The sequence below is a fragment of the Campylobacter sp. RM5004 genome (assembly GCF_022369455.1).
Classification (GTDB): Bacteria; Campylobacterota; Campylobacteria; order Campylobacterales; family Campylobacteraceae; genus Campylobacter_E.
This window is the reverse complement of sequence record NZ_CP059599.1, coordinates 940,425-965,007: the sequence shown is the minus strand read 5'-3', so window position 1 is coordinate 965,007 and position 24,583 is coordinate 940,425. Positions and strand designations below refer to the sequence as shown.

Genomic DNA, 24,583 nt, shown 5'->3' with positions numbered 1-24,583 from the left:
ATTTTTAACAAAGGATTAAAATGAAACATTATAACATTGTAGTAATGGGTGTTTGTGGCTGCGGTAAAAGCACGGTAGGAGCTATGCTTGCTAATAATTTAGGAGCTAGTTTTATAGATGGAGATGATTTACACCCAAGAGCAAATATAGAAAAAATGCAAAGCGGAACACCTTTAAATGATGAAGATAGAAAGCCTTGGCTTGAAAGAATTTCTGATGTGTTTTTCTCAATTTCAAGAAGAGAACGCTCATGTGTTATTGCATGCTCAGCTCTTAAGAAAAAGTATAGAGATGAAATAAGAAAATCAGGCAAAATCATTTTTATACATTTATATGGTGATAAAGATTTAATCATGCAAAGAATGAGTAAAAGAAGTGGTCATTATATGAAAGAAAATATGATTGATTCACAATTTGCAACGCTAGAATTTCCTAAAGATGAAGAGCTTGTTATAAATATAAGTATAGATGCTCCGATAGGTGATATTGTAGAAAATGCATTAAATCAATTAGAGTTGATTTAATTGCATTTCATTAAGGATTTTTATTATCTCTTCTTTGCTTAAAACGCCTATGTGATAGTAAAATTCCTTCTCATTCATAATAGTATTTTGAAAATCTAAACCTAAAGCCTCGCTAGGCTTGTAGCTTTTACCATCTTTTGTAAAAAAGAATTGAATAGGTATTAAATTAATAGGAAAATTATTCAATAATTCTGTATTTTCAAAGATATTAATATTAAAAATTTTAATATCATTCCCACTTAATTCATTAAATAAAATTTTTAAAGTAGGTTGAAATTTATTGCATATAGAATTATTACTGCTACAAAAATTAACTAAAGTATAAGCCTTTAAGTCCTTAATCATATCTAAATCTATATAAGATAGTTCAAAAGTATTAACTTCTTTATGATTATTTATAATATCCTTATATACAAATAAAAGAGATGAAAGTATTAAAATAATTAATAAAATTTTTAGTTTCATTCCTTGCCTTAAAATATTTTTAATCTATTTTAAGGCAAAAGGTTTAACTAACTTTATAAATTACTTAGATTTAAAGCTAAGAGTTGCAGTAAGTTGTAATGTATCGCCGTATCTATCAAGGTTATATGGTATTTTAATTCCTGCTGCAATTATTTGAAGTCCATCTTGTGGTTTTGTAAGAGTTAATGTAGCTTGACCATTTTTATCAGTTACTACACCATCAATATCATCATTTTGATCTTCAAATTCTACACCACTAACAGGTTTGCCATCAAGTAAAACTAAAACTTTTAGTTTATCTCCAACCTTTTTTACTAGTGGATTTTCTAAAGGAACAATTTCAAATTTTAAGCCAAGAGCTTTACTAGAAGCTTCATTCCATTCATAAATACTTTTACCTAGTTTATAAATTTTTCTAGTTTGGGTTACTTCGTTTGCTCCAGTAATATCTGTGATTTCATTTCTAGCAAAAGCATAATGCTTGCCATCTTTTGTAAAAGTATAATAACCAAAATCATAATTCATAGTAGCAACTGATGGATTTCCTTCTATAAAAATCTTATTATTTAAATAATCATATCCAGCTTTTAATCTCTTGCCATTTGCATCATAAGCACTAATTCCAAATACTCTATCGCTTTGATATTGACCCCAGTGATCATCAGCCCAAAAGCCTACTTTATAGCCATTATCTGTTTTCATAGGAAAAAATTGATGAGCAAATGCTGTGCTTGCAACAAATAAACTTGCGAATGCGATTTTACTTAATTTCATAGTGTATCCTTTAATTTTAATTTGATAGTGATTATTATAGAAATTCTAAATAAATTTTAGCTTAAAATGATTGTAATTTTAATATTTACTATTAAATATAAAAAAGTAAAAGAATTTGAAATAGGAATTTGAAAATAAAATAGGATAAATATTATCTTTTTATGTTATATTATCTATGCAAATTAATTTAAGGAGATAGAAATGTTTAAACTAAGAACATTAAATTATGCAACAAATGCATTTTCTGGATTTTTGAGTGAAGAAACTTTTAATTTTCACTATGGCAAACACCATCAAACTTATGTAAATAATCTAAATAATCTAATCGCAGGAACTGATTATGAGAAAAAAGATTTAGTTGAAATTATTCTAAGTTCTAAAGATGGTATTTTTAACAATGCTGCTCAAGTATATAATCATGATTTTTATTTTGATTGCATTAGCCCAGTAGAAAGCAAAATGAGCGAAGAATTACAAAAAGCTATTGAAGAAAACTTTAATACCTGTAGTAATTTTAAAGATGAGTTTGTTAAAGGTGCTACTGCTTTATTTGGTAGTGGTTGGTTTTGGCTTGTGCTAAATCTTGATACTAAAAAATTAGAATTAGTTAAAACTAGCAATGCTCAAACTCCTATTACAGAAAATAAAGTTCCATTGTTAGTAGTTGATGTTTGGGAGCACGCTTATTATATTGACCACAGAAACGCAAGAGCAGCTTATTTAGAAGAGTTTTATAAGCATATTAACTGGGATTTCGTAAGCAAAGCTTATGAATGGGCTTTAAAAGAAGGTTTTAATTCAGTTAAATTCTACGCTAACGAACTTCATAAATAATATTAAGCCCATTTATTTGGGCTTATCTTTTATAAACTTGTAAATTAAATTGAGCTTTTATCAAATCTTTTTCAGATTTTAAAATTATAGGAAAATGAACTCTTAAAATATTAGGATAGTTTTCTAATGAATCTATGAAATTATAAAAAATCGCTGGACTTGTAATCTTTGTGCTTACAAATAATTGATAACTTACATATTCTTCATTAAAATCTACATTTTTATCAAGCTTTACATCATCAAAGAAAGTTTTGCAATGATTTTTAAATTTCTCAATATCAAAATCATTATGAATTTTGTCTAAATTAGTTTTATTTTCTGCTAAATATTCATTTAATTGTCTATCTATATTATCTAATTTGCCCTTATTTTGGCTTAGTTTAGAATTAGAAGAGCTTAGAACTTCATTTGCGATTTTTAATTTATTTACACTAGGAATTATTAATAAAGCACTAAGGCTAAAAATAGCTATTAAAAATACACTAAGCCATAATAATAATTTTACTATATCAATTTTATTTGTGCTATTATCTTTATTCATTAAAACCCTCTGAATTTTCAATAGTATTTATGCTTACAAAATTATACCAACCTGATTTTAGTTGAATAAAATTTGTTTTTGTAGTTTCAAAAATACTTTGTAATGGAGTTTGCAAAAGATTATTATAAATTTCTTTAGTAGGTGTAATTCCCTTAATTAATAAACTTTTTTGCTCCATCAAAACTTCATTTAAAACAATGCTATCAGGAACTAAATCAAATAGATTTTTTATACTTTTTTTAAGATTAATATTTGAAGCACTTATATCATCAACTAAAGCTATATATTCTTTATTTAAAGCTAGTTCATTTTTATGCTTTAGCATTAATTCTATTGTTTTTTCACTATTAATTCTAGCTTCTTCAGCTTCATTATATGCTAAGCCTTGCTTTATTTTTATATAAACAGCAAAAAATAAAATAACAACAATTATGAATATTAAAAAATAAAAACATAATTTGTTAAATTTATTTAATATAGGTTTTAATTCGGCTTTTTTAAAACTATAAGTCAATTTTCACTCCTAAATCTAAGCAACTTAATTTAAGCATTTCTTTAAATACATCTATCTTATAAACAATAGGTTTTAACAATAATTCACTTTCTATATATGAATGCATAGCTTTTGAGCTTTTCTCATGCTCAAACATAATAATATTATTTATAAAATCGCTCTCATAAACTTCATTGTCATAAAACTCTTTAATAGCGCTATTTATGTATTCAAATATCTGCATATCAAGACTAAAAGTATTTAAACTTTCATCATTAACTTCCGTATTCAAATTCTCATCTAAATTAAAATCATCATCAAGCTTTATATTATCAAGCTCATCAAAATCAAGCTCTTCTAAAGCATCATCATCATTTTCTATTTCTAATTCTTCTTCTAGCTCAATATTTTCTTCTTCTTCATTTTCTTTATTTATCTTAAGTTCAAAATAACTTCCAAACTTAAACTTATTATTTTCATAAATCATTAAAGTTATAAATTCATTGTATTTTAAAACAAATAAATTTATTCCTTCATAAACAAAACCATCGGCTCTTTTATCTTTTATCAATTTACTCAATATTACAAATGGAGAAAATATTAAATCAACATGTAAATTATCAATAATTACATTTGAATTTTCAAGCTCAACTTTTGAAGCATATAAAAATGAATTATCAAAAGTTTTTAAAGTTATAGCACTATCATCTACTCCGTATCTTTGTAGTTCATTTTTATTTATAGTAGGAATCATTCCTTGTCCAATACTAGTAAATAATAAAGACACATAAGTAAAATAATGATTATCAATTAAATCTTTTATATGTTTTAATGCTTTTTGCTTTTCTTCATCACTGAAAGTTCTTTGCTGAGTTTTTATGATTTTTTCCTTCTTAACCGAATACGATTCAATCACAAAGGCTTTATCTTTTAAAACTACATTTATAAATACACTTGATAGATATTTTCTAATGCTAAACATAATATCCTTCTTGCTGTAATTTTTCTTCTAATATAGCAAAATTTTTACTTAATTCATCTTCAGGATTTTCAACGCTTAAATTAATAGGTTTTGAAATAATATAAGCTATGGTTGAAAATGGCTTTGCTAATATCATTTTATCCCAACTCTTAGCTCTATAAACCCTACTTGCAGCATTATCAAAAATAATGGTAGGAATGTTATATTTGCTAGCTATTTTATAAGAGCCTACCGAAATACTATGATAAGGTCCTCTAGGGCCATCTGGGGTTATAAATACATCATGACCTTCTTTTAATAAGATTTTAATTTGCCTTAAGGCTTCTAAGGCTGAATCATAAGTGCTTCCACGAACGGATTTAATGCCAAAAAACTCCATAACACTAGAAATTAGCTCTCCATCTTTATGTTTGCTAATTAATACATAAGGAGTTTTTGTATAGCCATTTTTTTTAATATAAGCAAAGATAAATGCCATCATAGTAAGTTTTCCATGCCAAAAAAGCACTACACAAGGCTCTTTTGGCAAGGTTTTTTCACCATAAAATTTTTTCTTACAAGTAAAATAAATTAAATTTAAAACTAAATATACAAAAAAAGCCAAAAGCTTAATTTTAAATTTCGCCATAAAGGGTTGTCCTAGAAGTTTTGGTGATTTTTACATCGACCATTTTTCCTAACAATTCTTCACTACCATTTACAACTACTAAGAAATTATTATCGCTTCTTCCTGCTATTGTTTGATTTTCTCTTAATTCTTCAAAATAAACTTTATAAGTTTTATTAAGTTGAGCAGCACTAATCTCATCTAAAATTTCATTATATAAACTTTGTAATCTAGTAAGCCTTGCACTTGCAATATCAACTGGCACTTGATTTGGCATAGTTGCAGCTGGTGTTAATGGTCTTTTTGAATATTTAAAAGAAAATATTTGCTCAAACCTAACCTGTCTCATCATATCAAGTGTAAGTTCAAAATCTTCATCACTCTCACCTGGAAATGCTACGATAATATCTGTTGAAATACTAGCATTTGGAACTAATTCTCTTAATCTTAATGCTCTATTTAAAAACCATTCTCTAGTATATCCACGCTTCATTGCTTTAAGTATTGTTGTGCTTCCACTTTGAAGCGGCATATGCATACTTTTACACACTTTAGGATTATTTGCAAAAGTATCTAAAAATTTATCATCCATATGCAATGGATGTGGGCTAGTAAATCTAATTCTTTCTAAACCACTAACTTCGCTAATCTCATTTAAAAGGTCTGAAAAATCCATTTTAGAATGATTGCTTGAAAATCTTTTACCATAATTATTTACATTTTGACCTAGCAAAAATACTTCTTTAGCACCATTATCTACTGCTTTTTTTACTTCATTTAAAATAATATTTTTAGGAATACTAAGCTCATCTCCTCTAGTATGTGGAACTATACAATAAGCACAATGCTTATCACAACCTATCATAATATTTACATAGCTTTTATAAATACTATTTCTAAAATCAGCAAAAGCATAATCGCTCTCATCATAATTTATATCATTACTTATAAATTTAGGAGTTTTAATAGCTTCTGTTATACGACTAATATTTCTTGCACCTAATACAAAATCAACTTGTGGAGCACGCTTAAATATTTCGCTACCTAAATGCGAAGCCGTGCAACCACAAACGCCTATTTTTGCACCTTCTTTTTTCTCTTTTAAAAAGCCCCCTACTTCGCTAAATAATTTATGAACCGGCTTTTCACGAACACTGCAAGTGTTTATTAAAATTAAATCAGCTTCAGCTTTATTCGTAGTAACTTCATAACCTTCTTTAGTAGTAAGCTCTGCAATCATACGCTCGCTATCACGAACGTTCATTGCACAGCCAAGAGTTTCTATATATAATTTTTTACTCAAAGTATATGTACCTCGTAAATAAATTCATCTTCTACAAGACCATATTTAACAGTATTTACATAAACTTTATAATTATTTAATTTTTCTACTAATTTAGTAATATCTTCGCTTGAATTTGAATGATCTAAAAATATTACCTTTTTTTCTTCAAGTGTTTTAATAACTTCTTCAACACTAATTTCTTTTGGTTTTGAATTTAAAGTTTGTTTTGCTAATTTAAATTTCATTTCATATCCTTTTTTAAATTAAAAAAATAAATCATAACAAAAAGTTCTTTCATTAAACTTATTAAAAGTTATTTTTTGTATTATAATAATCTTCAAACTTCAATTAAAGGTAAAATCTTGGAAAGAATAGTAGATATAATAGAATCAATAGCGAATGAAAAATCATTGCCAATAGAAGAAGTTAGCGACAAAGTTGTAAAGGCTATAACTAACACTGCAAAAAGAATTTTTGGTGATGATAAAGAATTTAGCGTAGATGTTAAAAAAACACTTTGTGTTTATCAAAATCTTTTAGTAGTTGCTGATAAAGATGAATTAGCAAATGATGATAGTAAATATATAAGTTTAAGCAAAGCAAAACTAGAATCAAGCGAAGTAGAAATCGGAGATACTCTAAAATATGAAATATCTTTTGCTAACCTTGATAGAACTGCAATCAATTGGCTTTATAAAGAGCTTGAATATAATGTTCAAAGACTTGTTGAAGAAAAATTATTTGAAAAATATCAAAGTATGATTGATAAACTAATCTTTGGAACGGTTGTATTTATTGATCATGAAGAAAATACTTTCATAGAATTTGATGAAATTAGAGCAGTTTTACCTAGAAAAAATCGTATAAAAGGTGAAAAATTTAAAGTAGGCGATGTTTTAAAAGCTGTTATTAAAAAAGTTAGCGTTGATAAAAAATTAGGTCTTAAAGTAGAAATTTCAAGAACATCTCCAAAATTTTTAAATGCACTTTTAACCCTTGAAGTGCCTGAGATTAAAGATGGAGCTATTGAAATTATAAATAGCGCTAGAATTCCAGGTGAAAGAGCAAAGGTTTTATTAAGAGCAAATTCTATAAATATAGATGCAGTAGGTGCAAGTGTTGGAACAAAAGGCGTTAGAATTAATGCAATTAGCAAAGAATTAAATGGAGAAAATATAGATTGTATAGAATATTCTAACGAACAAGCTATTGTGGTTTCTCGTGCTTTAGCTCCTGCTATTATAAACTCAGTTACAATTGATAATGATGTAGCAAAAGTTGTAATTAATCACGATCAAAAAAGCAAAGCAATAGGAAAACAAGGTATAAATATTAGACTTTGTAATATGCTAACAGGTCTTAGTATTGAATTAATTGAAGTTGGCACTGAAGCAGAAAATCATATAAGCTCAGTTGAAGCTAAAGCAAATCTTGAAAATCTATTTAAAAATATATGATTGATTTAAGCAAAAACGAAAATACTTGCAATATCTTAGATGTAAAAGACATAATTAGTAAAATTGATTTTAATAGGTATTCGTTTGATAAAAATTATAAATTACTTGATGAATTAGCAAGTTTTTATTATTTAAATAATAATAATTTTGTTTTAGGTAATGGCTCTAGTAATGTTATTTATATGAGCCTTTTAGCTCTTTATAAAAAAGCTAATGCAAATATTAAACTAATAGCTCCACTTCCAACTTTTGAGCTTACAATAGAATATGCAAGAAATATAGGTTATAGCATTGATACATTTTATGAAGAATTTGAAATAGGAATTAGCAAAATAAATTTGGATTCAAATAAAACTAATGTTATATATATTGCAAATCCTAATAATCCAACAGGTTTAACCTTAAATAAAGAAAAATTAGAATACTTCAACTCAATTTGCAAAGATAATACTTATATGTTGTTTGATGAAGCTTATTTTGAGTTTGCTAATGATTATGAAGGTTTAGAATTAGCTAAAAATCCAAATATTTTACATATTAGAACTTTTTCTAAAATGTATTCTTTAGCAGGAATTAGAATAGGATATGGAATATCGCATAGTGATTTTATAAATATTATTAAGCCTTATTTTAGTATAGATGCGATTAATTCTATTGCTCTAAATTGTGCTATTTATGCACTAAAACAAAAAGATTTTGCAAATACTACTAGAAATATAATTAATGAAAATAAAAAATATTTAGAAGAAGTTTTTAAAGAGCTTGATATATTTTATTATAAATCACAAGCTAATTTTATATTACATAAAATCAAAGATATTAATTATGCAAATTATATGAAAGAGCAAGGAATAATAGTAGGAAGAAATATAGATAATTTCCCATTATTAAATAGAATTAGCATAGGTAATATTAATGAATTACATGAATTTACAAAAGCTTTAAGATTAGCAAAAGCTAAGAATTTAGTTTAAGCTTTTGTAATCACGCATTTATTTTTACCTGTATTTTTACCTACATATAAGTTTTTATCAGCTATTTCAAACATTTGCTTATATTCTTTTGGATTAAAACTAGATATGCTAGCTCCTATCGTAACGCTTATTGTTTCATGTAAATCACTTATTTTTAATCTAAAAATATCTTCTCTTATTTCATTTAAAAACATATTAGCAATATCAGTATCGTTAATATCAGCAATAATTAAAAATTCTTCCCCACCCCATCTGCAAATATCAACATTATATTTAGCATATTTTTTATTTTTATTAATTAATACAATCGCTAACATTTTTAAAACAATATCACCGGTTTGATGTCCGTAAGTGTCGTTAATATGCTTAAAATTATCAATATCTGCAATTGCTACTAAAATATTTTCTTGATTATATTTAGACAATACTACATCTTCAATATATTTTCTATTATTAAGACCTGTTAAAAAGTCTTTATAAACAATTTTTGTTAAATCATTAATTCTTTTGCTAGGAATAACAGTTACTAAAACCCCATAAACTATTAAAAATACAAGCAAAACCGCTAAATTTATAGGATATAAAATAATATTTGAATTTTTATATATATCAATAGTAAAAAGCTTATTGCTATGCAGTAATAAAGAATCTGCTTGAAAATAACTAACATAAATCAAACAAATAATCATTATTGTAGATAAAAAACAAGTGCTTTTCTTAAAGAATAAAAATTGAACTAATATCAAACAACAAAGTAGCAAATCAAATCCGCTAGCACTTCCGGTATAATATATTGCAATTAACTGATGGATTAAAACTTCAAAATAAACTATCATATAATATGTTCTAGCATATTTCGTTTTAAAATTTATTGTAATTGTAATATATATTAAAACTGAAACTATGTTTAAATAAAACAATTCATTGATATTCATAAAATAAAAAAGAATTAAAAATGAAATATGTAAAAATGCTGCCAATAATATTATTAAATAAACATAATCTTCAAGATTAATAACTTTATTAACCAATTTTTGTAGATGTATTTTCATATTTTTCCTTGTTTAATGAGCCTAATACCTGAATAAAAGTTTTATCATCTATTTTATTAACGCTCGCTTTTACTTCATAAATTTCTTTAATTAAATCAAGATTTATAATTTCATCAATCTTGCCTTTTTTATATACTTTTTGATTATGTAAAAACACTGCTTCATCACAAAACAAACTTGCTAAATTTAAATCATGTAAAACCACTATGCTTATTAGATTATTTTCTAAAGTTATTTTTCTTAAAGCTTCTAATAAAATACATTGATGTTTTAAATCTAGCGCACTTACAGGCTCATCAAGTAATAAAATCTTTGGATTTTTAAGTAAAACTTGTGCAAAAGCAATCATTTGCCTTTGTCCGCCCGAAAGTTCTTTTATGTTTAAATTAGCTAGATGAGAAATCTTAAACTGCTCTAAAATCTTAGTAGCTTTAGCTAAAATCTCATCGCTTATTTTTAAACCTAAATCATTATAAGCGCCTAATAAAACTACTTCTAAAGCACTAAGATTTGTATGAGTATGAAAGCTTTGAAGCATATAGCCGATATTGCTTTGCCAAGCCTTAATATCTTTTGAATTAGTATCCTTATAGGTCATATCAAATTTATTATCTAGTTCAAATATGCTATCAAGCAAAGTGCTTTTTCCAACCCCATTTGCTCCCAAAATTGCATATATTTTTCCTAATTCAAATTCTAGGTTTAAATTATCTAATATTACTTTATTTGCCTTTTTTACATAAAGATTATTTATTTTAAGCATTTTTATTCCTTAGAATTATAAAGAAGAAAAACGGAACTCCTATAAAAGAAGTTACTATACCTATCGGAAACAATGCTCCCGGAACTATTATTTTTGATACACTTGAAGCAAGACTTAAAAATAAAGCTCCTATTATCATAGATGCGGGTAGGAAAAATCTTTGATCTTCTCCTATTATTATTCTTGCAATATGTGGTGCAACAAGTCCGATAAAGCCAATAACCCCTACAAAAGATATTGCAACCGAGCTAACCAAACAAACGCAAAATAATACCTTTATTCTAAGATAAACCAAATTAACACCTAAAACCTTAGCATTCTTTTCGCCTAATCTAAATACGCTTAAAGCCCAATTATCCTTTAATAAAAACAAATAAACAAATATAGTTACAGCAAATACTATTAAAATATTTAAGTAAGTTGCTTTTGATAAACTACCAAATAACCAAAACAAAATCTGCTGTGATACTTCAGGGCTTGATAAATACTGAACTAAAGATAAAAAAGATTGAAATAAGAATAATAAAGCTATTCCGACCAACACAAGGCTTTGGGTGTTATAATTATTGTTTTTAGCAAACATAAATAATACACTTGAACTTAACAAGCTTGCCAAAAATGCACCTAATGGAATGCTAAAAAACGAGCTAATAATACTTACATTAAAAGCAATCATTAAAGACGCTCCAAAACCAGCAGCAGCACTAAGCCCTAAAGTATATGGACTTGCTAAAGGATTGTTTAAAATAGTTTGCATTAATGCTCCACCAAGACCTAGTGCAGCACCAACTACAACAGCCATTAAAGCCATAGGTAGTCTTAAATTATAAACAATATTAACATGGATTTTTTGAATATCAATATCAAATATTTTTGATAATAAAGCTTTACAAACTACAATTAAATCAAGCTGAGCAGGACCTGTGGAAATATCTATGATAAAAAATAATATACATAAAATAAAAGAGATTAATAAAAAGCTTAATCTCTTTTTAATTATTAGCTTGTATGTAAGAATTTCTTCGTTAAAATTTCTCATCATCAAGCTTTAACATAAATGTTCCATCAGGAATAATAGGTAAGTATTTTTTATGATAATTTATATAATCATCACTTGGATTAATATCACTGAATAATTCAGGATAAGCTGCTTTTGCAATAAATTCAAGCATAAAAATATCGCTTAGAGTTCTTAACATACTATGATAACCACCGAAAATTCTTTTATTTTTAACTGCATTTAGATCTTGCCAAGTAGTTCTTGCAGCAAAACCTCTTAATCTAGTATTTGCCTCTTCATAAATAATTTCATTTCCCATTACCATAGAAGTTTTATTTTTCTTAAGCTCACTTTCACGACCTGCAATTATTATAATCTCAGGATCTTGCAACAATACTTCTTCAGGATTAATTGCACCCCAAGTCTTAATAAGCCCATCGGCTACGCTTTTAGCATTTGCCTTATCAATCAATGCTCCCCACATATAATGTGAATATGTAACTCCATTATCAGCAGGTCCATTTATTCCGTATTCAATATATACTTTAGCTTTATTTTTGATATCTTTTGTTCTTGTTTGAATTAATTCTAAACGCTTTTTATAATCATTCATAATTTCTAAAGCTCTTTTTTCTTCACCTGATAAAATACCAAAGATCTTAGTGCTAATCTCGTGATTTTCAAGTTTTCCTTCATGATAATCTACCACAATGATAGGAATATTTGCGATTTTTATAGGATTTAGAGTATCTTTTAAAGTATCGTATTGCCATTTTGCTAACACTAAAACATCAGGCTCAAGCGCTAAAATCTTTTCAACCGATAAAGTCCCAGCTTCAGCTTCTCCAAAATCAGTTATCTTATCTAAGTTAGGCATTGCATTTAAATACATTTGCCAAGAAATCGGACTCCATTCACTCCAAACAGCTTTTGAAAATCCAACTACTTTATCAAAAGCCTTCACACCACCAACTGCTAAATAATCAGTATAATAAAATCCTAAAGCAATTTTTTTAACTGGAGTATTTAAGGTAATTTCATTACCAACTACATCTTTAAAAGTGATTTCTTTAGCAAAAATGCTAAGAGAAAATAAAATAAGTAAAATAAATCTCAATACATCCCCTTTAAATTAAAGAATTTGAAATAGGAATTTGCTTTTGCAAATTCCATTCAATTAAAATGCAGGGATTATAGCACCTTTAAATTGCTCTTCAAGTAAGTTTTTAATTTTTGGAGTTTTTATAACTTTTATTAAAGCTTTTACTCCTTCATTATTTTCATTGCCTTTTTTAACCGCAATAACATTTACATAAGGGCTATTTAAATCTTCTAAATAAATAGAATCCTTTGTAGGATTTAGCTTTGCAGCTAGTGCGTAATTTGTATTAATCACAGCTAAATCACATTCATCTAAAACCCTTGGCACTTGTGCAGCTTCAAGCTCTTTTATATCAAGATTTAAAGGATTTTCAGTAATATCAATAACACTTCTAAACTTTACTTCTTTATTTGTCTTAATAAGCCCAGCTGCTTCAAGAATATCTAAAGCCCTACTTTCATTCGTAGGGTCATTTGGAATATAAACTAAAGCGCCATTTTTTAGCTCTTTTAAATCCTTAATCTTTTTTGAATATGCTGCCATTGGAGGCAAAAATACATTTGCAACTGCTACTAAATCAGTGCCTTTACTTTCATTAAAGTCTTCTAAAAAAGGCTTATGTTGATACATATTAGCATCTAATTCGCCATCGTTTAATGCTAGATTTGGCAAGATATAATCATTAAATTCAACGATTTTTAATTCATAGCCTAATTCTTTTAAGTCATCTTTAACATTTTCTAAAATAGTTGCATTTGGATAAGGAGTAATTCCTACTCTTAAAACTTGCGCACTTGCATATAAACAAAATGCTAAACTTAAAGCTAATTTTTTCATTTTTTCTCCTTAAAAACTAGGGATTATTTCGCCCTTATATCTTTCTTCTATAAAAGTCTTAATTCTTGCATCGTTTATAGACTCAACCAAAACCTTAGTCTTTTCACTATCAATATTGCTAGTTTTTACAACTAGATTATTAGTATAAGGACTATCTTTGCTCTCAATAATTACTGCATCTTTTGTAGGATTTAGCTTTGCTGCTAATGCATAATTTGAATTGATTACAGCTAAATCGCATTCATCTAAAACTCTTGGCAATTGTGCAGCTTCAAGCTCTTTTATCTCAAGATTTTTAGGATTTTTTACAACATCAAGTGGAGTTTTTAACTCAACATTTTTATCAAGTTCAATTAAACCAGCTTGCTCTAATATATCAAGTGCTCTACTTTCATTCGTAGGATCATTTGGAATATAAATTAATGCCTTATTGCTTAAATCTTTAATATCTTTTATCTTTTTAGAATATGCTCCCATAGGCTCAAGATGAACAGGTGCAACTGCGCTTAATTTTGTTCCTTTTTGTTTATTAAACTCATCTAAATATGGTTTATGCTGAAAAAAGTTCGCATCTAATTCATCATCATCTACAGCAAGATTAGGCAATACATAGTCGTTAAACTCAACTATTTTTAACTCATGACCTTTTTCTTTTACAATCTTTGCAACTTCTTCTAAAATCTCTGCATGTGGCACAGGTGTTGCACCAACACTAATAACATCAGCAAATAAATTTGCACCTAAAGCCACACAAGCAGCTAAACTAAACAACTTTTTCATTTTTTCTCCTTAAATAAAATTACCTGAATAAACAAACAATAAAATTAAAGCTAATATTGAAATATAAAGATATTTATCCTTACCTTTTCTTAAAGCCTTTTCTACTAAATCGCCCCAAATCTGAACTATTTGAACTAGGACAATCAACACTATAACCGTTTCTATCATGATATCTGTTTTAAATCTTTGATAACCATAGCGATTAGCGACATCTCCAAGTCCGCCACCGCCAACAATACCTGCCATTGCACTATAACCAATCACAACTATTAAGGTAAGCGTTGCAGCATTTATTAAAGCTGGTAATGCTTCATATAAAACAACTTTAAAAATAATTTGCACCCTACTAGCTCCATAACTCTTAGCAGCTTCAATTATTCCGTAATCAACTTCATTTAAAGCGTTTTGAACTAATTTTGCAATAAATGGAGCGATTCCTATTGTAAGTGGCACAATTGCAGCTGTTGTTCCTATGCTTTTTCCAATTAAAAGCTTTGTAAAAGGAATTAGAGCAATTATTAGCACTAAAAACGGAAAAGAACGGAAAATATTTACTAAAAAATCAAGCACTCTATAAAATGTAAGATTTTCATATAAACCACCCTTTTTACTAACAAAAAGAAAAATCCCTAAAATAAGCCCTAAAACAAAACCAACAATGGTTGCACTTATACTCATATATAAAGTCTCTTTTAAAGCAGGATATAAAATCTTGTCAAAATGTTTTAAAAAATTATCAAAATAATTCATACTTCCTCCCATAAAACACCACTTTTATTAATATATTCACATACTCTTTGCTTATCATTTGGATTAATATTAATAATCAAAGAGCCTAATGCAATATCGTTTAATTTCTCTATCTTTCCCCAAACTATTGAAAAATCAATATCAAGTTCTCTAGCCATTTTAGAAATTACTCCATCTTGAGCCACTTCTTTAGGAAAAATTAACCTAATATTAAGGCCACTTTCAGGCACACAATCAGCCTCATCTAAAAACTCTCTCATTTTTCTACTAGGCTTTAAAAATATTTCGCTAATTTCTCCATTTCCAATAATCTCTCCACCACTTAATAAACACGCTTTATCTGCCACTCTTTTTACTGCATCCATTTCGTGAGTTACTAAAACAACGCTAATTCCTAAATCTTTATTAATTTGTTTTAATAAATCTAAGATTTGATTAGTTGTAGCAGGATCAAGCGCACTTGTTGCTTCATCACTTAATAAAATCTTAGGATTAAGCGCAAGTGCTCTTGCTATTGCAATGCGTTGCTTTTGACCACCACTAAGATTGCTTGGATATGAATTAGCCTTATCACTTAAGCCTACTAAATCAAGCAATTCTTTAACCCTTTTATCAATATTGTCCTTTTTATGTAAGATTAAAGGCATTGCTATATTTTCATAAGCTGTTTTTCTTCCCATTAAAGCAAAATGCTGGAAAATCATTCCAACTTCACTTCTTAATTTTCTTAGCTCTTTTTCTTTAAGGTCTTTTATTTCGTTTCCATAAACTTTTAGCGAGCCTGCTTGATAACTTTCAAGTGCATTTATACATCTTAAAAGTGTGCTTTTGCCTGCTCCACTTTGTCCTACAATTGCGTAGATTTCGCCTTGATTAATTGTAAGGCTAACATCATTTATAACACAAGTATTACCATAATATTTCTTAAGATTTTTTATCTCAATCATAACTTTCCTTAAAATTTAATTTTAAAGAAAAATAAAAATTTTTGATTTTTAAGTTAAAGAAGCAAAAATGTTTTATCTTTCTTTTTTAGCTTGCTTGCTTTTGGTATGAAATTATTTGCGTCTAGCTAAAAAAGAAAGTTTTTTAAGCCAGACGCTATCGCATCTGCATCATCATTTATAATCCTTTTTTTAAAATATTTTTTGATTAAAGCAAAAAATATTTTTTATGTCAAGGAAAAATTTAAATATTTGCATTAAATTTGTTACATTTAGTAACATTATTCTTTAAAAGCAATAAAAGAGCAAAAATTCGCCCACCTAAAAAAGCAATCAATTTGCCTAAAATTAGCATTTTTTAAAATATTTACATTCTCATCGTAAGTAAAAGGTATCAAAACATTTTCTAAAGCTGCTCTTTTTTGAGCTATTTCATATCTTGAATATCCTTGATTTTCTTTATAATTTTCGTAAATATCTATTATGTTTTTTTGTAAGACTTTATTATCATATAAAAGCTTTTCGCATAGTATAAAAACTCCGTTTTTATTAAGCTTTTTATAGATTTTATTTAGCAATTCTTGTCTTAAAAGAGGTCTTATAAAATGAAGAGTATAAGAGCAAATTATCGCATCAAAACTCTCATCTAGACTTAAAACATCTTCTATATTTTGATTATAAAAATTAATTTTTACACCTAAATCATCAGCTTTAATTTTTGCTCTTTTTAACATCTCATCTGAATTATCAAGCCCAAATAATTCTAAATCATCTCTTTTAGAAAGTGCTAAAAGAGTATTTGCAGTAGAACATCCTAAATCTAAAACCTTTGCATTCTTTGGCAAAATTGCACTCAAAATACTAAAAATTAATTCTTGATTTTGCAAATAATACGGCACACTGCGAGTAACCATATCATCAAAAACCCTTACAACTTTTTCATCAAATTCAAATTGTTTAACTAAATTATCATTAAAAACTTCATCTCTCATTTTTTGCCTTTAAGCTTAATGCCTTAATATCCAAATCAATTTGAGCCTTTAAGCTATTAAAATCATCAAACTTTTTATTTTCTCTAAAAAACTCTAAAAATTCTATTTTAATTTGCTGGAATTTGAAATAGGAATTTGAATTATTTAAAATATGAACTTCTAAAGCCTCTTTTTCATCGGTTGAGCGTTTGCCTAAAAATACAGCTCCTAAGTATTCATTTTCATCTAAAAATACTTTTGCATAATAAACCCCAGCTTTTGGTAAAAAATAATTCTCATAATCTACATTAATAGTTGGCACGAAAAATTTAGCCCCTAAGCCTTGACCTTTGATTTGTTTGCCTTTTATATAGTAGTTTCTTCCTAGATAAGTTTTCACATCTTTTAAATTAGCATTTAATAGGCATTCTCTAATTAAGCTTGAATGAACGCTAACACCATTGATTTTATACTCATCTACAACAATGCAATCAAGCCCTGAAAAGCTCTTTAGTTCTTTTGCATGAGCTGCTCTATTTTTGCCAAAATGAAAATCATATCCTGCTACAAAATACTTAAGTTGTGTAAAATTATACATAATATTTTGTGTAAAATTATACGCACTTTCTTCTTTTATCTCATCAAGATTTACAAAAAATACCTTGCAATTTAATAATTCTTGCTTGTAAAAAATAGGAACTATTTCTTTAGTTTTTTTATAAATTATAAGCAAAGCTCCATTTTCATCGAGTCTTTTTATAAGCTCAAAATGACCTAAATGAAGTGCATCAAAACAACCTATCGCAAGACTTGCAACCGAACTTAAATCTTCTTTTGTAGCTTTTAAAATCTTATTTTGTGTAAGCGTAAAAATATTCATAATTTCCATCTTTTCCACTTAAGTTTGATTTAGCTTTTTTAAGCAATCTTAAGCCAAGTCTTGCTAAATTAGTTTCAAACTCTAAACAAGCCTTATTAATAGCTTTTTCATCTTTTACTACGCCAGTTTTGCTTCGTTTTACAGCCTTGCCTACTTCAAATTGTGGCTTAAATAAAAGTATTAAATACTCACTACTAAGTCTTATTAAATCATTAATTATTAGATTAATTGATATAAAACTAACATCACAAACAACTATTCTAAAACTTTCATGATTAAAATCTCTTATATCGGTATTTTCATAGACTTTTACTCTTGAATCTTGCCTTAAACTCTCATGCAATTGATTACTACCAACATCAACGCAAGTAACGCTTCTAGCATTATTTTCCAATAAAACTTGAGTAAATCCCCCTGTACTTGAGCCTACATCTAAGCAATCTTCGCCGCAAATTCCTAATTCAAATTCTTGCAAAAATCCCTTTAATTTATATGCAGCCCTACTTACATAAACATCACTAAGCAAAGTGCATTTTGCATTCTCGCTAATATTAGCACTTGGTTTTTTTATCTCATCATCTATTAAAACTTTACCTTCTAATAAAAGCTCGCTGGCTTTGTTTCTGCTAATATTAAGCTCGTTTGCAACAAATAAATCAGCTCTCATAAACTATTAAACTCATCTTCATTAATTACTTTTACACCTAATTCAAGTGCTTTATTTAGCTTACTTCCTGCATCGCTTCCACATAAAAGATAGCTTGTTTTTTTACTAACACTTGAGCTTACTTTTCCGCCGTTTTCTTTTATTATTTTTTCGTAATATTCTCTTGCATTACTTAGTGTTCCTGTGATTACGAATGTTGTATTTGCAAATTTATCACTTGATTTAATATTAGTATTTTTAAGCCTTAAAATTTCATAAAATCTTACAATCAAATCCTTATTAACACTACAAAATCTAGCAAGTGATTTAGCCATTTCTTCACCAAATCCATCAAGCTTTAAAAACTCTGCCTCATCTTTTAAATACCATTCATAAGCAAATTCACTAGCTATTTTACTAGCTGCAACTTCTCCTATATTATCAATCCCTAAAGCATTTATAAAGCTACTTAATTCACAATCTTTTGAGTTTTCAATTGAAGTTAAAATATTTGAAATCTTTTTGTTAGCAAAACCTTCAAGACCTTCAAAGTCTTCATATTTTAGCTCATAAATACATTCAAATGTGCTGATTTTGCCTAAATTAAATAAAAGTTCAATGATTTTATCGCCTAATCCTTCAATATTTAAGCATTTTTTACTTGCAAAATATATTAATTGATTTAGCATTTTTGCCTTACAATTAAGATTAATACATTTAATTAAAGCTCCGTCATCTAATAATTTTTCATTACAAGACGGGCAATTTATAGGTTTTTTTATTTCAATTTCGCTTCCGTTTCTTCTTTCTTTATAAACACGAGTTAATTTTGGAATAACATCGCCACTTCTAATAATGCTAACGCTATCATTAATTAAAAGATTTAATCTAGTAATCTCATCATAATTATGCAAGGTTACTGATTTTACTATCGCTCCATCAATATTTACAGGCTCAAGTGTGCCAACAGGAGTAATTACTCCGGTTCTTCCTACTTGATAAGTAACATCAATTAATTTTGTGATTTGCTCTAATGGTTCAAACTTATAAGCTGCCATATATTTTGGAAATTTAGCAGTGTATTCAGTGCATTTGCTTAAATCATTTATCCTTAAAACAAAGCCATCTAACATCATTTTTTTATTTGCTCTATCGCTTTGTAATTTTTCATATTCGCTTTGTAATGAACTTGCTTTTACAACCTTACAAAAATCATCTTTTAAAAAGCCTAAATTTCTTACAAATTCCATTGCTTCGCTATGAGTTTTGTATGTTAATGAGTTTTTACCAATTCCATGTGGATAAAATTGAAGATTTCTCTTAGCAACTTCACTTGGCTCTTTTAATCTTAGCGAACCACTTGCAGCATTTCTAGGATTAGAAAACAAGCTTTCATTATTTGCTAGTTTAATCTCGTTTAATTTGTCAAAATCATCTTTTAATATAACGATTTCTCCCCTTATTTCAATAAGTTCTTTATAAGAAATTATTTTTGGAATTGAGTTAATTACTAAAGCATTTTGAGTTATATCATCGCCAATTTGCCCATCTCCACGAGTAATAGCATGAATTAATTTACCATCTTCATAGATTAGATTTAAACTTGCGCCATCAAACTTTGGCTCTATAAAAAACTCTTCATTTTCAGCTTTTGCTCTTTTAATCCAAGCTTTTAATTCATCTTCATTAAATACATCTTCCATAGAATACATTTTGCTTAAATGTGCTAATTTGTTAAAGCCATCATTTACTTGCATTTGGCTAATCGGAAATACTCTTTGAGTAGGTGAATTAGCGTCAATTTTATCTGGATTTTGCTTTTCGTATTCTTTTATTTTTTTTATTAGTTCATCATATTCTGCATCACTTGCTAATGGGTTTTCTCCTAAATAATAAGCTTTTGCCCAAGTATTTGCTAATTTTATATTTTCTAAATATTCTTTCATATTTCATCCATTTTTTTAAGATAATTTATAACTGCGTTTTGCTCAGCAACATTATGCACTCTAATATAATCAGCATTTGAGTTTGCATGTGCTAAAAGACTTAAAGGCTCTTTATATGTGCCAAAAAGTTTTTTATTTGAAGCTGCTAATAAAATAGGTTTATTTAAAGTCTTGAAATGATTTAAATATTTTATTAAAACTAAGTTTTCATATTCGCTTTTACCAAAGCCAATTCCAACATCAATCATAACCTTACTCTCAATCTCGCTTAATTTTTCTAAAAAGAACTCATAAACGCTATTTAAAATAAAGAATTTAGAATCGGAATTACAAATTTTTAAACCTGATTTATTTATATAATTATCAATATAATTATTCTTTGAATGCATTAGAATATATGTTGCATCATAGCTTAATGCTAGTTTTGATAATTTAGTATTTGCACTTATATCATTTACATATTTAAAGCCTAAATCAAGTGCATTTTTATGGCATTGCTCATCAAAGCTATCCAAGCTAAACTCAATTTTTTCATTTAATTTATGTTCTTTTATAAGCTTAAAAATAGGCTTTAATCTGTTTAACTCTAATTTGGCTCCTAAGTAATTTGAATTAGGTCTTGAACTCATTGCTCCAATATCAATTATACTTGCGTTATTTTCAATAAATTCATAAACTTTTTGCAAAAATATTTTTTCGTTAATTCTTGAGCTTTCATAAAAACTATCATCATTTATATTCATAATACCCATAATTTTTGGATATTTTTTGCTAATTTTTAATTCATCTAAAAATTTAGCAAGTCTTTTACAAGAAAATTGCTGTAATTTAAGCTTATTTGATAAATCCTTTGCATTAATTTCATCAACTAATAAAATACTATCGTATTTATAATCTCCGCCCAAAATAGTGTTTTTATGATTTAATACCACAGCGCCAACGCTTATTGCGTCTTGCTTTAAAATATTTGCAGCAGTTGTGCTTATATTTTTAATATAAATTATGTGTTTATTTGCTCTTTTTAAAAACCTATCTAGTGCAAACTCACTTGAATTAATTTCTTTAGCTGAGTTTTCATCTAGTATATAAAAACTAGCTTCTTTCACGCATTATTCCTAATAATAACCTTGAAGTAATAATTTTTGGATTTGAATTAACCTTTGATAATTCATAACATTTATAAAATTCTTCTAACAAATCTTTGCTTAATTTGATATTATTTTTATAACATTGTTTTATTAAAGCACTTATAAAATCACTAAGATTTGCCTTATCTATATTGTAATTTGCAATATCTAAATAATTCATATTTTTTAAATCAATTTTAATTTCAAAATCATTTTTATAGCTATCAAGTTTTCTTGAAATTAATCTTGATTTTATAGTGGGTAATAAGATATTTTTTGAACTTACTAAGATTTTAAAATAAACCTTAGCAGGTGGTTCTTCTAGTAGTTTTAACATATAATTTTGAGCTTGAATGCTGTAATCTTTATAAGATAATACAAAATACTTATCGTATTCTTCTATCAAATAAGCATTTTGCATAATGCTTTTTGCATCATCTAGTAAAAAATCATCATCTTTATAAATTTTACAAATTTTTACCGATTGTTTTAGCTCATTAATATATTCATCAGGATTTTGAGTAATTATTATCTCGCTTCTCAAATCTTAACCTTTGCAAAAACTATTGCATCTAAACAAGCATTAATTAATTGAGCTATCGTAATTAGTTTAATATCCAAATGCTCATCACTAGACTTTAAACAAAAAGAATTATCGTATTCTTCATCTAAGATGAATAATAAACTATCTTTTTTGTTTTTAGCAAGTTTTGCCATTTTAGAATTATCCTTACCAAAATAAATATAAATATATCCATTAGGATAAGAAAGGCTTAAAACATCATCTAATAAATCTTCATTTTTCTCGTAATTATCAAGCTTAAAGCCTTTTAAACTAAAAAATGGTAATAATGGTCTAGCACTTTTAGCATTCACTAAGCTTAAAAAATAATCTTCAAACCAAGCTCTCTCATCATCAGTAACTACAATAAAAGCTTTTCCATCTAATAAGGAGCTAAGCCTTGAAGATAGCAAAGGGCTTATTTTAAACCTTTCACTATCTAGCCAGCTATATTGAATGCCTTTTTTTTGAATAAAGTCTTTTACAAAGCCTAAAAAATCTTGCATTAATTATCCAGCTTATAAACTTTATGTAGAGTTCTTACAGCAAGTTCAGCATATTTTGAGCTTACTATCATAGAGATTTTAATCTCACTTGTTGAAATCATTTGTATGTTTATCCCTTCATTTGCTAATGCTTCAAAAGCTGCACTTGCTACGCCTGAATGAGTTTTCATACCAACACCAACAACAGAAACCTTTACAATATCACTATCGCTTTCAATCACAACATCACTACCTAAAAGCTCTCTCATAGCTTCACTAGCATTTTTTAGTTCATTTTGTGGAACGGTAAAACCTAGATTTGTAGTTCCATCATGACCTACATTTTGAATAATCATATCAACATTTATGTCTTTTTTCGCTAAAGTTGTAAAGATACTTGCTGCAATTCCTGGTTTATCTTCTATTCTTCTTAATACAATTCTTGCTTGATTTTTATCTAATGCTATTCCACTTACTAATGCTTGTTCCATTTTTTCCTCGCTTGTTATTATTGTTCCACTATTATCATTAAAGCTACTTCTTGTAACTAATTTAACATTTAATTTTTTTGCTAATTCAACACTTCTATTTTGAAGAACTTTCGCTCCTAAACTTGCAAGCTCTAACATTTCTTCATAAGAAACTTTGTCAAGTTTTTTAGCTTTAGGCTCAATTCTAGGATCAGTTGTATATACTCCATCAACATCAGTGTAAATCTCACATAAATCAGCATTTAATGCACCTGCAAAAGCAACCGCACTTAAATCACTTCCACCACGACCTAAAGTAGTTGTATTGCCATTAGCTGCATATCCTTGAAAACCTGCAACCACTACGATTTTGCCTTCACTTAATTCTTTTTTAATTCTAGTTGAATCAATATCTATAATTTTTGCATTTGTATAATCATCAGTAGTTAAAAGTCCTGCTTCTTTACCACTTAGCGATATTGCATTATAACCCTTAGAAATCAAAGAAATTGCTAAAAGTGCTGCAGTCTCACGCTCCCCACAAGAAAGCAACATATCTAATTCTTTTTTATTCGGAAATTCTGAATAAAAATTAGCGTTTTCAATTAATTGATTGGTTCTTCCACTCATAGCAGAAACTACCACAACTATATCTTTATAAGTCTTTTTTGACTTAATCACCCTATTTGCAACATTTTCTATGCGTTCAAGGTTGCCAACGCTTGTGCCTCCATATTTTTGAACAACTAACATCCTATAAATCCTTCTTTTTGAAAATACTTTAAAACTTTAGTATAAAGTGGTCTTTTAAAATGATTAATATAAGGATTTAAGTCCTTATAATCAACAAAAAGATGCTCTTTAAACTCAGGCTCATTGGTATTTAAATTAATCAAGTTATTATCCCTTATTTTAACTAAAAAATACCTTTGAGTTTGTCCGTCAAAATTATATTTTTTCTTAACAGCCTCATTAGGAAATTCATAGCTTAACCATTCAGGATATTCTGCAATTACTTCAAATTCTTTAGTCCCTAATTCTTCTTCTAATTCTCTTAGAAGTGCTTCTTTTGGGCTTTCTCCTTCATCAATTCCGCCTTGTGGAAACTGCCAAACATCAATATCTAGTCTTAAAGCCACTAAAATCTTACAATTTAGTGGGTATTCTTGAGACAAAACAATAGCTGCTACATTTTTTCTGTAATTTTTCTTCATCTAATAACCTAAAATTAATTTCATACGATACTATCAAGAAAAATTTAATTGAAAGCAACATTTTGCCTAAAGAATTAATTAAATTTATCCGATATAAAATCATAATTTATTTAAGGAG

General features: G+C 27.5%; 29 protein-coding genes. 4 read left to right on the top strand and 25 right to left on the bottom strand.

Annotated features, from left to right (window positions below; translation table 11 throughout):
- Nucleotides 1-20: 20 nt before the first annotated feature.
- The gene (locus AVANS_RS04840) at nucleotides 21-524 is read left to right on the top strand and encodes a gluconokinase (protein ID WP_239816760.1); all 504 of its coding nucleotides are present in this window, start codon (nucleotides 21-23) and stop codon (nucleotides 522-524) included.
- On the opposite strand, the gene AVANS_RS04835 is transcribed toward AVANS_RS04840, so the two are convergent.
- Together AVANS_RS04835 and AVANS_RS04830 are read right to left on the bottom strand one after the other, a co-directional pair.
- Nucleotides 510-989 carry a thioredoxin domain-containing protein gene (locus tag AVANS_RS04835; protein WP_239816759.1) on the bottom strand — a complete coding sequence of 160 codons (480 nt, stop codon included), beginning with the start codon at nucleotides 987-989 and terminating at the stop codon, nucleotides 510-512. The two genes, AVANS_RS04840 and AVANS_RS04835, sit on opposite strands and share 15 nt — an antisense overlap.
- Before the next feature lie 60 nt (nucleotides 990-1,049).
- On the bottom strand, nucleotides 1,050-1,763 hold the full coding sequence (locus tag AVANS_RS04830; protein WP_239816758.1) for a DUF4198 domain-containing protein: 714 nt from the start codon (nucleotides 1,761-1,763) through the stop codon (nucleotides 1,050-1,052).
- A 201-nt stretch (nucleotides 1,764-1,964) separates the two neighbouring features.
- On the opposite strand from AVANS_RS04830, the gene AVANS_RS04825 reads away from it, so the two are divergent.
- On the top strand, nucleotides 1,965-2,597 hold the full coding sequence (locus tag AVANS_RS04825; protein WP_239816757.1) for a superoxide dismutase: 633 nt from the start codon (nucleotides 1,965-1,967) through the stop codon (nucleotides 2,595-2,597).
- A 22-nt stretch (nucleotides 2,598-2,619) separates the two neighbouring features.
- Here the strand turns inward: AVANS_RS04825 and AVANS_RS04820 are convergent, their stop codons facing one another.
- From AVANS_RS04820 to AVANS_RS04795, 6 genes are read right to left on the bottom strand one after another with little or no spacing between them, the layout of a single operon-like run.
- Nucleotides 2,620-3,138, bottom strand: coding sequence for a hypothetical protein (locus tag AVANS_RS04820; RefSeq protein ID WP_239816756.1), 519 nt, complete (start codon nucleotides 3,136-3,138; stop codon nucleotides 2,620-2,622).
- Nucleotides 3,131-3,652, bottom strand: a complete 522-nt coding sequence (locus AVANS_RS04815; protein ID WP_239816755.1) for a hypothetical protein — start codon at nucleotides 3,650-3,652, stop codon at nucleotides 3,131-3,133. Before AVANS_RS04815 ends, AVANS_RS04820 begins: the two co-directional genes overlap by 8 nt.
- Nucleotides 3,642-4,613 (bottom strand): hypothetical protein, encoded by a 972-nt coding sequence (locus tag AVANS_RS04810; RefSeq protein WP_239816754.1) that lies wholly within the window; start codon nucleotides 4,611-4,613, stop codon nucleotides 3,642-3,644. The genes AVANS_RS04815 and AVANS_RS04810 overlap by 11 nt, the downstream gene beginning before the upstream one ends.
- Nucleotides 4,606-5,241, bottom strand: a complete 636-nt coding sequence (locus AVANS_RS04805; protein ID WP_239816753.1) for a lysophospholipid acyltransferase family protein — start codon at nucleotides 5,239-5,241, stop codon at nucleotides 4,606-4,608. The genes AVANS_RS04810 and AVANS_RS04805 overlap by 8 nt, the downstream gene beginning before the upstream one ends.
- Nucleotides 5,228-6,523, bottom strand: coding sequence for a tRNA (N6-isopentenyl adenosine(37)-C2)-methylthiotransferase MiaB (gene miaB, locus AVANS_RS04800; protein ID WP_275583439.1), 1,296 nt, complete (start codon nucleotides 6,521-6,523; stop codon nucleotides 5,228-5,230). The genes AVANS_RS04805 and miaB overlap by 14 nt, the downstream gene beginning before the upstream one ends.
- Complete coding sequence (locus AVANS_RS04795) at nucleotides 6,520-6,750, bottom strand: HP0268 family nuclease (RefSeq protein ID WP_239816752.1); 231 nt, start codon at nucleotides 6,748-6,750, stop codon at nucleotides 6,520-6,522. The genes miaB and AVANS_RS04795 overlap by 4 nt, the downstream gene beginning before the upstream one ends.
- Nucleotides 6,751-6,867: 117 nt before the next feature.
- Here AVANS_RS04795 and nusA point away from each other — a divergent pair, with 117 nt between their 5' ends.
- Nucleotides 6,868-7,962 carry a transcription termination factor NusA gene (gene nusA, locus AVANS_RS04790; RefSeq protein WP_239816751.1) on the top strand — a complete coding sequence of 365 codons (1,095 nt, stop codon included), beginning with the start codon at nucleotides 6,868-6,870 and terminating at the stop codon, nucleotides 7,960-7,962.
- Nucleotides 7,959-8,936, top strand: a complete 978-nt coding sequence (locus AVANS_RS04785; protein ID WP_239816750.1) for a histidinol-phosphate transaminase — start codon at nucleotides 7,959-7,961, stop codon at nucleotides 8,934-8,936. Before nusA ends, AVANS_RS04785 begins: the two co-directional genes overlap by 4 nt.
- Here AVANS_RS04785 and AVANS_RS04780 read toward each other — a convergent pair.
- The 17 genes from AVANS_RS04780 to AVANS_RS04700 form a co-directional block, all read right to left on the bottom strand.
- On the bottom strand, nucleotides 8,933-9,988 hold the full coding sequence (locus AVANS_RS04780) for a GGDEF domain-containing protein (RefSeq protein WP_239816749.1): 1,056 nt from the start codon (nucleotides 9,986-9,988) through the stop codon (nucleotides 8,933-8,935). The genes AVANS_RS04785 and AVANS_RS04780 overlap by 4 nt on opposite strands.
- The gene (locus AVANS_RS04775) at nucleotides 9,960-10,751 is read right to left on the bottom strand and encodes an ABC transporter ATP-binding protein (protein ID WP_239818520.1); all 792 of its coding nucleotides are present in this window, start codon (nucleotides 10,749-10,751) and stop codon (nucleotides 9,960-9,962) included. The genes AVANS_RS04780 and AVANS_RS04775 overlap by 29 nt, the downstream gene beginning before the upstream one ends.
- The gene (locus tag AVANS_RS04770) at nucleotides 10,744-11,790 is read right to left on the bottom strand and encodes an iron ABC transporter permease (protein ID WP_239818519.1); all 1,047 of its coding nucleotides are present in this window, start codon (nucleotides 11,788-11,790) and stop codon (nucleotides 10,744-10,746) included. The genes AVANS_RS04775 and AVANS_RS04770 overlap by 8 nt, the downstream gene beginning before the upstream one ends.
- Nucleotides 11,777-12,868, bottom strand: a complete 1,092-nt coding sequence (locus tag AVANS_RS04765) for an ABC transporter substrate-binding protein (RefSeq protein ID WP_239818518.1) — start codon at nucleotides 12,866-12,868, stop codon at nucleotides 11,777-11,779. The genes AVANS_RS04770 and AVANS_RS04765 overlap by 14 nt, the downstream gene beginning before the upstream one ends.
- Nucleotides 12,869-12,928: 60 nt before the next feature.
- Nucleotides 12,929-13,690: a MetQ/NlpA family ABC transporter substrate-binding protein gene (locus AVANS_RS04760; protein WP_239818517.1), complete on the bottom strand. Its 762-nt coding sequence runs from the start codon at nucleotides 13,688-13,690 to the stop codon at nucleotides 12,929-12,931.
- Nucleotides 13,691-13,699: 9 nt separating this feature from the next.
- A complete protein-coding gene (locus tag AVANS_RS04755) occupies nucleotides 13,700-14,470 on the bottom strand; it encodes a MetQ/NlpA family ABC transporter substrate-binding protein (protein ID WP_239818516.1) in 771 nt (256 codons plus the stop codon).
- Between the two features lie 9 nt (nucleotides 14,471-14,479).
- A complete protein-coding gene (locus AVANS_RS04750) occupies nucleotides 14,480-15,220 on the bottom strand; it encodes a methionine ABC transporter permease (protein WP_239818515.1) in 741 nt (246 codons plus the stop codon).
- Nucleotides 15,217-16,167: a methionine ABC transporter ATP-binding protein gene (locus AVANS_RS04745; protein WP_239818514.1), complete on the bottom strand. Its 951-nt coding sequence runs from the start codon at nucleotides 16,165-16,167 to the stop codon at nucleotides 15,217-15,219. The genes AVANS_RS04750 and AVANS_RS04745 overlap by 4 nt, the downstream gene beginning before the upstream one ends.
- Nucleotides 16,168-16,445: 278 nt before the next feature.
- Nucleotides 16,446-17,156, bottom strand: coding sequence for a carboxy-S-adenosyl-L-methionine synthase CmoA (cmoA, locus tag AVANS_RS04740; protein ID WP_239818513.1), 711 nt, complete (start codon nucleotides 17,154-17,156; stop codon nucleotides 16,446-16,448).
- Nucleotides 17,146-18,015 carry a bifunctional riboflavin kinase/FAD synthetase gene (locus tag AVANS_RS04735; RefSeq protein ID WP_239818512.1) on the bottom strand — a complete coding sequence of 290 codons (870 nt, stop codon included), beginning with the start codon at nucleotides 18,013-18,015 and terminating at the stop codon, nucleotides 17,146-17,148. Before AVANS_RS04735 ends, cmoA begins: the two co-directional genes overlap by 11 nt.
- Nucleotides 17,987-18,682, bottom strand: coding sequence for a TlyA family RNA methyltransferase (locus AVANS_RS04730; protein WP_239818511.1), 696 nt, complete (start codon nucleotides 18,680-18,682; stop codon nucleotides 17,987-17,989). The genes AVANS_RS04735 and AVANS_RS04730 overlap by 29 nt, the downstream gene beginning before the upstream one ends.
- The gene (ligA, locus tag AVANS_RS04725) at nucleotides 18,679-20,607 is read right to left on the bottom strand and encodes an NAD-dependent DNA ligase LigA (protein ID WP_239818510.1); all 1,929 of its coding nucleotides are present in this window, start codon (nucleotides 20,605-20,607) and stop codon (nucleotides 18,679-18,681) included. The genes AVANS_RS04730 and ligA overlap by 4 nt, the downstream gene beginning before the upstream one ends.
- Nucleotides 20,604-21,713 (bottom strand): dihydropteroate synthase, encoded by a 1,110-nt coding sequence (folP, locus tag AVANS_RS04720; protein WP_239818509.1) that lies wholly within the window; start codon nucleotides 21,711-21,713, stop codon nucleotides 20,604-20,606. The genes ligA and folP overlap by 4 nt, the downstream gene beginning before the upstream one ends.
- Complete coding sequence (locus tag AVANS_RS04715; RefSeq protein ID WP_239818508.1) at nucleotides 21,700-22,278, bottom strand: DNA polymerase III subunit delta'; 579 nt, start codon at nucleotides 22,276-22,278, stop codon at nucleotides 21,700-21,702. The genes folP and AVANS_RS04715 overlap by 14 nt, the downstream gene beginning before the upstream one ends.
- On the bottom strand, nucleotides 22,275-22,802 hold the full coding sequence (locus tag AVANS_RS04710) for a HobA family DNA replication regulator (RefSeq protein WP_239818507.1): 528 nt from the start codon (nucleotides 22,800-22,802) through the stop codon (nucleotides 22,275-22,277). Before AVANS_RS04710 ends, AVANS_RS04715 begins: the two co-directional genes overlap by 4 nt.
- Nucleotides 22,802-24,004 (bottom strand): aspartate kinase, encoded by a 1,203-nt coding sequence (locus AVANS_RS04705; RefSeq protein ID WP_239818506.1) that lies wholly within the window; start codon nucleotides 24,002-24,004, stop codon nucleotides 22,802-22,804. The genes AVANS_RS04710 and AVANS_RS04705 overlap by 1 nt, the downstream gene beginning before the upstream one ends.
- Complete coding sequence (locus AVANS_RS04700) at nucleotides 23,998-24,465, bottom strand: RNA pyrophosphohydrolase (RefSeq protein ID WP_239818505.1); 468 nt, start codon at nucleotides 24,463-24,465, stop codon at nucleotides 23,998-24,000. The genes AVANS_RS04705 and AVANS_RS04700 overlap by 7 nt, the downstream gene beginning before the upstream one ends.
- Nucleotides 24,466-24,583 lie beyond the last annotated feature (118 nt).